Annotated in this window: 10 protein-coding genes; 7 read left to right on the top strand and 3 right to left on the bottom strand. The window is 60.0% G+C overall.

What is annotated here, in order from left to right; translation table 11 throughout:
* Positions 1-97: 97 nt before the first annotated feature.
* Positions 98-532 carry a GNAT family N-acetyltransferase gene (locus tag ACW9HW_RS26735; RefSeq protein ID WP_457402295.1) on the bottom strand — a complete coding sequence of 145 codons (435 nt, stop codon included), beginning with the start codon at positions 530-532 and terminating at the stop codon, positions 98-100.
* Positions 533-677: 145 nt separating this feature from the next.
* Between ACW9HW_RS26735 and ACW9HW_RS26730 the strand changes: the two genes are divergently transcribed.
* On the top strand, positions 678-1115 hold the full coding sequence (locus ACW9HW_RS26730) for a hemerythrin domain-containing protein (protein ID WP_095192686.1): 438 nt from the start codon (positions 678-680) through the stop codon (positions 1113-1115).
* Positions 1116-1179: 64 nt separating this feature from the next.
* The gene (locus ACW9HW_RS26725) at positions 1180-1770 is read left to right on the top strand and encodes an NUDIX domain-containing protein (protein ID WP_457402292.1); all 591 of its coding nucleotides are present in this window, start codon (positions 1180-1182) and stop codon (positions 1768-1770) included.
* Between the two features lie 139 nt (positions 1771-1909).
* On the opposite strand, the gene ACW9HW_RS26720 is transcribed toward ACW9HW_RS26725, so the two are convergent.
* A complete protein-coding gene (locus ACW9HW_RS26720) occupies positions 1910-2431 on the bottom strand; it encodes a methylated-DNA--[protein]-cysteine S-methyltransferase (protein ID WP_457402290.1) in 522 nt (173 codons plus the stop codon).
* Positions 2432-2566: 135 nt separating this feature from the next.
* On the opposite strand from ACW9HW_RS26720, the gene ggt reads away from it, so the two are divergent.
* Both ggt and ACW9HW_RS26710 read left to right on the top strand, forming a co-directional pair.
* Entirely contained in the window at positions 2567-4294 is a 1728-nt protein-coding gene (gene ggt / locus ACW9HW_RS26715; protein ID WP_095192683.1) for a gamma-glutamyltransferase, read from the top strand.
* Between the two features lie 69 nt (positions 4295-4363).
* On the top strand, positions 4364-4897 hold the full coding sequence (locus ACW9HW_RS26710; RefSeq protein WP_095192682.1) for a cysteine hydrolase family protein: 534 nt from the start codon (positions 4364-4366) through the stop codon (positions 4895-4897).
* Between the two features lie 116 nt (positions 4898-5013).
* Here the strand turns inward: ACW9HW_RS26710 and ACW9HW_RS26705 are convergent, their stop codons facing one another.
* The gene (locus ACW9HW_RS26705) at positions 5014-5916 is read right to left on the bottom strand and encodes a LysR family transcriptional regulator (RefSeq protein WP_095192681.1); all 903 of its coding nucleotides are present in this window, start codon (positions 5914-5916) and stop codon (positions 5014-5016) included.
* A gap of 199 nt (positions 5917-6115) precedes the next feature.
* Between ACW9HW_RS26705 and ACW9HW_RS26700 the strand changes: the two genes are divergently transcribed.
* The 3 genes from ACW9HW_RS26700 (at position 6116) to ACW9HW_RS26690 (ending at position 9263) form a co-directional block, all read left to right on the top strand.
* Positions 6116-7615: a purine-cytosine permease family protein gene (locus ACW9HW_RS26700; RefSeq protein ID WP_457402287.1), complete on the top strand. Its 1500-nt coding sequence runs from the start codon at positions 6116-6118 to the stop codon at positions 7613-7615.
* Positions 7612-8457, top strand: a complete 846-nt coding sequence (locus tag ACW9HW_RS26695; protein ID WP_457402284.1) for a nitrilase family protein — start codon at positions 7612-7614, stop codon at positions 8455-8457. Before ACW9HW_RS26700 ends, ACW9HW_RS26695 begins: the two co-directional genes overlap by 4 nt.
* Positions 8458-8540: 83 nt before the next feature.
* Positions 8541-9263, top strand: a complete 723-nt coding sequence (locus tag ACW9HW_RS26690; RefSeq protein WP_457402282.1) for a gamma-glutamylcyclotransferase — start codon at positions 8541-8543, stop codon at positions 9261-9263.
* Positions 9264-9424 lie beyond the last annotated feature (161 nt).

Raw genomic sequence — 9424 nt, 5'->3', positions numbered from 1 at the left:
TCCTTTTGGGAGCGATTCTGTTCGCGAGGGTGTTGGTTCGTTCAACATCATTGTTGAATGTGAAATCGCTTTCGCGAGCAGGCTCGCTCCCACAGTTTTATTTGTTGTGATCAGACAGGCGCTTCTGGAAGAAGAAGCGCTTGTGCCCCGGCGGGTAGTCGACGATCTGGCCCAGCTCGCTGTAGCCGTGCTTCTTGTAGAAATCCGGTGCCTGGAAGTCGAAGGTATCGAGCCAGACCCCAACGCAGCCCTTTTCCCGCGCCAGGTCTTCGGCCATCTGCATCAGCTTCGAACCCATACCTTGTCCACGCGCCTGTTCCGGTACCGACAGCAGTTCGATGAACAGCCACTGATAAAGCATGCGCGCGTAGAGTCCGCCGAGAATTTCGTCGTTTTCACCACGGACCAGCAGCGCGATCAATTCGGAGTTCCCCGGTCCCGCCTGCAAGGTGTTGTAGTCACGCAACGGGGCCAGGATCGCCTCGCGTTCTTCATTCGTGGGGCTTTGTGTCAGCTCGATACGCAAGGTCATGACTATATCCTTATGCAGTGAAGTCGCAGCCTATCTTGGTCATGGCGATTGATCCATCCCCCCGGTAGAAGTGGAACCGTCGCCTGCGCGCGGATGTCTAGCCTCAAGAAGCGTCATTCCAGAACGCGGCCGATGAGGACACTCCGTGAATATTTTCGAAGCCTTGCGCGAAAGCCACGAGCGCCAACGTACCTATGCCAAAGCACTGATCAAGACCAGCGGCGACACCCCGGAGCGGGTCGAGGCTTACAAACAGCTGAAGTCCGAACTGCAGGCTCACGAAACCGCTGAGGAACGGCATTTCTACATCCCGCTGATGGAGTTCGACAACGGCGTCGACCTCAGCCGCCATGCGATCGCCGAGCATCACGAAATGGATGAAATGATGGAGGAGCTGGACGAGACCGAGATGTCCAGCCCGGCCTGGTTGGCGACGGCGAAAAAACTATCCGAAAAGGTCCACCATCACCTCGAGGAGGAAGAGCAGAAGTTCTTCCAGATGGCCGGCAAGTTGCTCGACGACAAGCAGAAGGAGACGCTGGCGAACCAGTATGTGAAGGAATACAAAGCGCAGCTTACTTGAGGAGGCCAGCGCCGGGCGTTTTCACCTAAGATGTCGATTCACTGAAAAAACAGGATGCGTTTTCATGTCCAACACAGCCGAGCGGGTCAACATCCTCGAGTCCCAGGTGTTGTCCCACGACTGGTACCTGCTGAAAAAAATCACTTTCGATTACCAACGCAATAATGGTGAATGGCAACGCCAGACCCGGGAAGTCTACGACCGTGGCAACGGCGCGGCGATTCTCTTGTACAACCGCGCAAGGAAAACCGTGGTACTGACCCGGCAATTCCGCCTGCCGGTGTTCGTCAACGGGCATGACGGCTTGCTGATCGAAGTGGCGGCTGGATTGCTCGACGGTGCTGCGCCCGAAGAGCGCATCCGCGCCGAAGCCGAAGAGGAAACCGGCTATCGCGTACACCATGTGCAGAAAGTGTTCGAGTCTTACATGAGCCCAGGCTCGGTGACGGAGAAACTGCACTTCTTCATCGCTGAATATGATGCGACTTCAAAGGTCAGTGATGGTGGCGGACTGGAGGAGGAAACCGAAGAACTGGAAGTGCTGGAGTGGTCGTTCGATAAAGCGCTGGAAGCTTTCTATCGCGGGGAGATCTGCGACGCGAAGACCATCATGCTGCTGCAATACGCCTCGATGAAAAACATCTTCGAGGGCTAACCCCATATCCCATGTGGCGAGCGAGCTTGCTCGCGTCGGGCTGCGAAGCGGCCCTGAATTATCGAAAGCAATTGATGATTTTTGCCAGTGCTACGCACTGGAACGGGAGCAAGCTCCCTCGCCACAGAAGCGGGGCCAGTCAGTTCGAAAATAAATCGCCCGTCCTGCTGGCGCCCGTCCACTCGCATCCTTCCAGCGTCAGCAACATCTCCTTCGCCTCCAGCCCACCGGCAAACCCCGTCAGTTTCCCCGACGCACCAATCACCCGATGACACGGCGCAATGATCGAGATCGGATTTTTACCATTCGCCGCACCCACCGCCCGCACCGCGCTCGGGTTGCCGATCTGTTCGGCGATCTGGCTGTAGCTGCGGGTCTCGCCGAATGGAATGGTCAGCAACGCTGCCCAGACCTTCTTCTGAAATTCCGTGCCGGCAAAATCCAGCTCCAGTTCGAAACGCTGGCGCGTGCCGGCGAAGTATTCGCGCAGTTGCCGGGCGGTGCGCATCAGGATCGGGTTGTCCGGCGCTTCGCTCATCGGACCGAGGCGCACCCGGCCGGGTTTGTCGTTTTCCCAGAGGATGGCCGCCAGTCGTGAACCGTTCGCCACCAGCTTCAATTCGCCGACCGGTGACGCGAGGGTGAGGTACGTGTAGGTCATGCCGCAGACTTCGCCGATGTGCTGAACAGGCGTTAAGCATACTGCCTCGCCGGGGAGGCGCAATACGCAATCCCGACCATACTGCGTACTGCTCTTGATGCGTTTTCCTACTTAAAAACAAAAAGAGACTGACTCATGAAGTACGAACCTTTTGCCAAATCGCTGATCGCGACCTCATTGGCGCTCAGCTGCCTCATGGCCCACGCAGCCTCCGTGGCGCCGGTCGCGGCCGAAAACGGCATGGTGGTCACCGCGCAGCATCTGGCCAGTCACGTGGGTGTGGATGTGCTGAAGAACGGCGGCAACGCCGTCGATGCTGCGGTCGCGGTGGGGTATGCGCTGGCGGTGGTGTATCCCGCGGCGGGCAACCTGGGCGGCGGCGGTTTCATGACCATTCAGCTGGCCGATGGCCGCAAGACCTTCCTCGATTTCCGCGAAAAAGCCCCGCTGGCGGCCACTGCCGACATGTACCTCGACAAGGCGGGCAATGTCATTCCGGACTTGAGCACCCGCGGTCACCTGGCCGTCGGCGTGCCGGGCACCGTCTCCGGCATGGAACTGGCCCTGAGCAAATACGGCACCAAGCCCCGCAAGGAAGTCATCGCCCCGGCCATCAAGCTCGCCGAAGACGGTTTCGTGCTGGAGCAGGGCGATGTCGAGTTGCTGGAGTACGCCACCGACGTGTTCAAGAAGGACATGAAGGATTCCGGCTCGATCTTCCTGAGCAACGGCGAACCGATGCAGGTCGGGCAGAAACTGGTGCAGAAAGACCTCGGCAAAACCCTGCGGGAAATTTCCGAGAAAGGCAGCGACGGTTTCTACAAAGGCTGGGTGGCTGACGCCATCGTCACCTCCAGCCAGGCCAACAAGGGCATCATCAGCCAAGCCGACCTCGACAAGTACAAGACCCGTGAACTGGCGCCGATCGAATGCGACTACCGCGGCTACCACGTGGTTTCGGCACCCCCACCGAGTTCCGGCGGCGTGGTGATCTGCCAGATCCTGAACATCCTCGAAGGCTATCCGATGAAGGATCTGGGCTATCACTCGGCCCAGGGTATGCACTACCAGATCGAAGCGATGCGTCACGCCTATGTCGATCGCAACAGCTACCTGGGTGATCCGGACTTCGTGAAAAACCCGATCGCCCACCTGCTCGACAAAAACTACGCCACCCAACTGCGCCAAGCCATCCAGCCGCAAAAGGCCGGCGTCTCCAAGGATCTCAAGCCTGGCGTGGCGCCCCATGAAGGCAGCAACACCACCCATTACTCCATCGTCGACAAATGGGGCAATGCGGTGTCGGTGACCTACACCCTCAACGACTGGTTCGGTGCCGGGGTCATGGCCAGCAAGACCGGGGTCATCCTCAACGATGAGATGGACGACTTCACCTCGAAAGTCGGCGTGCCGAACATGTACGGCCTGGTGCAGGGCGAAGCCAACGCCATCGCCCCCGGCAAGGCGCCGCTGTCGTCCATGAGCCCGACCATCGTCACCAAGGACGGCAAAGTGGTGATGGTCGTCGGCACGCCCGGCGGCAGCCGCATCATCACCGCGACCTTGCTGACCATGCTCAACGTGATCGACTACGGCATGAACATTCAGGAAGCGGTCGATGCGCCGCGTTTCCACCAGCAATGGCTGCCCGAGGAAACCAACCTGGAGAACTTTACTACCAGCCCGGACACGGTGAAGCTTCTCGAAAGCTGGGGCCACAAGTTTGCCGGTCCCCAGGACGCCAACCACCTGGCGGCGATCCTCGTCGGGGCTCCGTCGCTGGAGGGCAAACCGGTGGGCAAGAACCGCTTCTACGGCGCCAACGATCCACGGCGCAACACCGGGTTGTCGCTGGGTTACTGACGGTTGTGTTTGAAAGGGGGGCAGACTTATGTTTGTCCCCTGGTTTTTCAACTCATCAAGGAAGGCATCATGACCACCGCACTGTTAATCATCGACGTTCAGCAGGCCCTGTGTTCCGGCGAATACGAGTGCTTCGAGATCAGGCGCGTCATCGACACCATCAACGGCCTCAGTGCCCGGGCGAGAAAAGCCGGGGTTCCGGTGGTGCTGATCCAGCACGAAGAAGAGGGCGATCTGTTGAAACACGGTGCCCCCGGCTGGCAACTGGCCGAAGGGCTGCAAACCTCACCGGACGATCATCGCGTACGTAAAACCACCGGTGATTCGTTCTATCAGACCAACCTGCAGAACCTGGTACCCGTGCAAGACTTCGAACGCCTGGTCATCTGTGGTCTGCAAACCGATTACTGCGTGAACGCCACCGTGCGTCAGGCGCATCAACTGGGTTACGACGTGGTGCTGGCCGCCGACGCGCATTCCACCGTCGACAATGGCAATGTGACTGCCGAAGACATCATTGCCGAGCACAACAAGGATTGGGCGGACCTGAGTGGTTCGGTGGCCAGAATTGACGTGATCCCGGCCAAAGACGTCCAATTCTGAAACCACCGCAATCCCTGTGGGAGCGAGCCTGCTCGCGAAGACGGCGTGTCAGCCAACATCAATGTGATTGAAAGACCGCTTTCGCGAGCAGGCTCGCTCCCACATGAGTTGTGTGTTCAAGGCGAGCCGAAGATGTCGATCAACTCATTCAAAAAAGCACTGACCAGATCCCGCTGCCGCGCCGAGTGCCGCACCGCTGCGTGAAAGCCCACCTCATAGCGCAGCAACTCGGGATTGAGCGGATGCAACTGCCCCAGCTGTTCATGCCGGGCTGCATAGTGCTGCGGCAGAAAACCCAGGTGTTGACCCGACAGGATGAGCAGGGCAGCGCCGTCCATGCTGTCGGTGAGTACGGTCAGGCGTTCAATTGACGTCGGCGCCGGCATTTCCGGCAACGGGTGGCTCGGCCAGACCCAGTCGTAGTGGCTGACATCCTCGCGGGTCAGCGCCCCCACTTGCTCGAACAACGGGTGTGACGGCGCGCAATAGGCGATCTGGGTTTCCTGGAACAACGGGAAGTAATCGATATTCGGCAAGCGGTGCCAGAAATACCCGATCGCCAGATCGATATGGCTGTTGATGATTTTCTCTTCCAGCAGCGACGACGACAGTTCGGTGAAATGGAAGTACAGGCCTTCATGCCGAGCCCGCAAACGTGCGATGGCCAAGCCGATTTTCTTGTTCGCCACCGGATCGATTTGCCCCAGCAGGCCGATGTTGATGTTGCCCGAGACCTTGCGGTTGATGTGCTGGACTTCGACCCGGAAGCCCTCGGCTGCCGCCAGCAGGCGTCGCGCGGCCTCGACGAACTGGCCACCCTTGGGCGTCACCGAAAAACCGCCGCGACCACGTTCGCACAAACGAAACCCTACCCGTGCCTCCAGCGTCGCCAGTTGCGCGCTGATGGTCGGCTGCGTGGTGTTGAGGGCGGTTTGCGCCGCTGAAATCCCGCCGGCCTCGACGACCGTGAGAAATACCCGGATCAAGCGCAAATCCAGCTCCGTTACAGTTCCCAGCATGGGGGCTCCCGACAGTCGATTACATAGATACAGATCTATGTGAACAGTGTGTTTGCAATATTTTACCGAACAGGCCTTCGCCATACATTGCAGGGAAACCAGGGGCATCGTCAGCTTTTTCTGGCGTTTCACCGGATCTGGATGTTGAACCGGCCTCTGCACCCACAACAAAAACAATCATCTGCATAGGAACCATCGTATGTCAGGGTCCCCACTTTCCGCGCACGCCGCCGAGGCTGGCAGCGGGTTGGCCATCGAAGGCCACTCGATCGACTACATCCCGGAAAACGAACGTCACGCCAAACTCAGTAGCCAGGGGCCGTTCTGGTTTCTCGGCAATTTCCACTTCTTCACCATCTCCATCGGTTTCGTCGGGCCAAGCCTTGGCTTGTCGGCGCTGTGGACCCTGCTGGCCGGTGCGCTGGGCATCATGTTCGGCACTGTCTTCATGGCGTTCCACGGCTCACAAGGTCCGGAAATGGGCCTGCCGCAAATGATCCAGTCCCGCGCCCAGTTCGGCTATCGCGGGGTGATCCTGGCGTTGATGGCGACGATGTTTGTGTTCGTCGGGTTCAACGTGGTGAACATCTCGTTGATCATGAACGGGCTTGAGCATGTGTTTGGCGTTGATCCGACCATTGTCGCCGTGGTCGTGGTGCTGATCGGTGCGTTGCTGTCGATCTACGGGCACGACCTGATGCACAAGGCTTTCAAGTGGGCGTTGCTGGCGACCTTGCCGCTCTATGCACTGGTCACCATCGCCCTGATGTTCGGCGCAGGTTCCGAAGGCGTCACCCCGGCGACTGATCTGGGCTTCAGCTGGATTGCCTTCGCCACGTTGTTTGCCATCGGCGCCAGCTACAACATTTCCTATGCGCCTTACGTATCCGATTACTCCCGTTACCTGCCGAAAAACACCAGCCGGCCGAAACTGATCGCGGCGGTGTTCATCGGCGCCTCGTTGTCGGGTAGCTGGATGATCGGCCTCGGTGCCTGGCTGGCCCAGGAACTGAAAGCGGCAGATGCGCTGGTGGCGTTGAATCAGGTCGGCTCTTCGATGATTCCGGGGCTGGGCAATTTGCTGGTGGTGGTATCGGTGGCCGGCTTCCTGCCGATCATCGCGCTCAACACCTACAGCGCCATGCTGACCTTGCTCACCGGTGTCGACTCGATCAAAAAAATCACCCCGACACCCCGTGCCCGGGTGCTGTCGATCAGCGTGATCAGCCTCATCCTGTTGACCTGCGTGCTGTCGATCAAGGGTGACGGCATCGCGCTGTTGAACACCTTCCTGGTGTTGCTGCTGTACTTCCTCGTGCCGTGGACCGCGGTCAATCTGGTGGACTATTTCTTCGTGCGCAAAGGTCGCTACGCGATCCCGCATTTCTTCACGCCGAAGGGCATTTATGGTGCCTGGCAATTTCGCGGCATCGTCGCCTACCTGATCGGCTTTGCCGCCATGGTGCCGTTCTTCTACATCTACGATGCCGCGGCCGGCAAGGAAGTGTTCGTCGGCCCGCTGGCGCGCATGCTCGAAGGCGTGGACATCGCCTGGCTGGTGGGGCTGGTGGTGTCGGGCCTGACTTACTACATCCTCAGCCGTTCGCTGGACTTGAAAGCCGAACGCCGGGTCATCGACGCGATCACCGAGCACGACATCGTCGCCATGACCCATCAATCCGCGGAGACCGTGCGTTGAGTATTGCCAAGAGTACCCTGGTCGCCTGCTGCCAACTGGCACCGAAAATCGGCGACCTCGCTTACAACCGTACCCTCACCGAACGGGCGATCCGCTCGGCGGCGCTGCAGGGCGCCCAGGTCGTGGTGCTGCCGGAACTGGTGCAGAGCGGCTACCTGTTTGCCGACCGCGAAGAAGCCCTGGCCCTGAGTGAAACCCGTGACGGCCCGATCCTGAGCCTGTGGCAGGCCTTGGCTCGGGAGTTGAACGTGGTCGTGGTGGGCGGTTTCTGTGAGCGGCTAGGCGACGATGAACTGGCCAACAGCGCGGCACTGATCGATGCCCGGGGCTTGCGTGCGGTGTACCGCAAGGCGCATCTGTGGGATGGCGAAAAGGACATCTTCAGCGCCGGGGATGCTGCGCCGCCGGTGATCGAAACGGTCCACGGGCGGATCGGCGTGCTGATCTGCTACGACCTGGAGTTTCCCGAGTGGGTACGTCTTCCGGCCCTTGCCGGCGCCGACCTGATCTGTGCACCGGTCAACTGGCCCGATGGCCCGCGACCGCAAACCGAGCGTCCGGCGGAGGTCTTGCGGGTGCAGGCCAACGCTTCGGTCAACCGCTTGTTCATCGCCGCCTGTGACCGTTATGGACATGAGCGCGGCGTGGGCTGGGTGCAGGGCTCGGTGATCGTCGATGCCGATGGTTATCCGTTGGCGGGGCCGGCGGAGCAGGGCGGCGAGCAGATTCTGCTGGCCACGCTGAACCTCGCCGAGGCGCGTAACAAGCGCATCAGTGAGCGCAATGACCTGCACCGGGATCGGCGGCCGCAGTTGTATGGCTTGAGCAGTGCGGTGCAGTGACGCTCGGCTCGGGAAAATTTGCTGCGCGCTGCTAGTCTTTCAGTTTGATCAATGATGAGTTGGATCCATATTGAGAGGCGGATATGGACGCAGGCAAAACCCGGCAAACGACCAGACGAAACCTGACGGCGGAACTGGTCGCCCATGTCGAACGGTTCGAGCCCGACCCCGGGCCTGACCCCGGCACCACCGAGCATACGCCGCAAGAAGTCGACGCGATGGTGGAGGCCCTTCTGCGGGAATACACGCCGAAGGATCTCTGGGTGTTTGCCTACGGCTCGTTGATCTGGAACCCGGAATTTCAATTCGACGAGCGCCGCAGCGCCACCGCTTATGGCTGGCATCGCTCGTTCTGCCTGACCCTGACCCGCTGGCGCGGCACTCGCGAATTGCCGGCGCTGATGCTGGCCCTCGATCGCGGTGGCAGCTGTCAGGGCCTGGCCTACCGGTTGCCCTCGCAGGATCACTTCAAACAGATCGGTCTGTTGCTGGCCCGGGAAATCGACGCCAACCCGCCCACCAACGTGGCGCGCTGGATATCGGTGAAAACGGCGTCCGGGCCACTGCGGGCACTGGCTTTTGTCGCGGCGCGGAACGGCAAGGCCTACGCCGGCAAGTTGCCGATGGACAAGGTCGCGCAAGTCCTGGCCCGCGCGGCAGGGCATTGGGGGTCGGCGGCGCAATACCTGTTCCGCACGGTGACCATGCTCAAGGAGCAAGGCATCCGTGACCGCAACATGAGTCGCCTCGAAGGTCTGGTCGCCGAGGAAATTGAAGCGTCGTTGCTGGCGGCGAAAAATCCTTGAACAGTCATTGGCGGATGTGCCCTATCCCCCTGTGGGAGCGAGCCTGCTCGCGAAGGCGTTGTGTCAGCCAACATCACTGCTGCATGTACCGGCCTCTTCGCGGGCAAGCCTGTTCTGGTCAAGTATTTCCGGACACCAGTTACGGTATTTAGGCCGCCTGT

The organism is Pseudomonas sp. SDO5532_S415, assembly GCF_054071155.1.
Note: the sequence above shows the minus strand (reverse complement) of the source record. Positions and strands in the feature narration are given on the sequence as shown.